This window comes from Vibrio sp. Y176, assembly GCF_033438945.1.
The window spans coordinates 1-600 of sequence record NZ_JAWOQS010000815.1; the positions used below are offsets into that span (position 1 = coordinate 1).

Annotated in this window: 1 protein-coding gene; it reads left to right on the top strand. The window is 49.3% G+C overall.

The window, feature by feature from the left end:
• Positions 1-9 precede the first annotated feature (9 nt).
• The coding region (locus R7O13_RS28820) for a divalent metal cation transporter (protein ID WP_318305454.1) at positions 10-600 on the top strand (591 nt) is incomplete at its 3' end.

Below are 600 nucleotides of genomic sequence, written 5' to 3' on the forward strand. Positions count from 1 at the left end.
AGACTTGGCATGACTACACAAAGCACTATCAGCACCTCTTCCATTTCCGCTCCTGTAACAGAAAACAGTTGGCAAAAGAAAGCCATGCTGAGTGTCGCGTTTTTGATAGCGACGACCTCTGTTGGCCCAGGCTTTTTGACTCAAACTGCTGTCTTCACGAACATCTACAAAGTCGACATGGCGTTTCCAGTATTGGCTTCGATCTTTATCACCTTTGGTATCGTGATGAACTTGTGGCGCATTGTGGGCGTTTCTGGCATGCGAATCCAAGACATTGCGAACAAAGTGGCACCGGGTATGGGTTATGGTGTCGGTATTCTCCTTGCGCTTGGAGCTGTGGCGTTTAACTTTGGCAATGTAAGTGGCGCGGCATTAGGCATTAATGTGTTAACGGGCGTGGACACGACTTGGGGTGCGCTGTTTACTGGTGTGGTCGGCTGTTTGCTGTTTGTGGTTCATAACGCCTCCAAACGAATTGACCAAATGGCTCGCTACCTTGGCTGGTTCATGATTGTTCTGATTGCACATGTGGCAATGACGAGCTTACCTCCGGTGGGAGCGACACTAAGTGCATCGGTGATGCCTATGGGTGTTGTTATC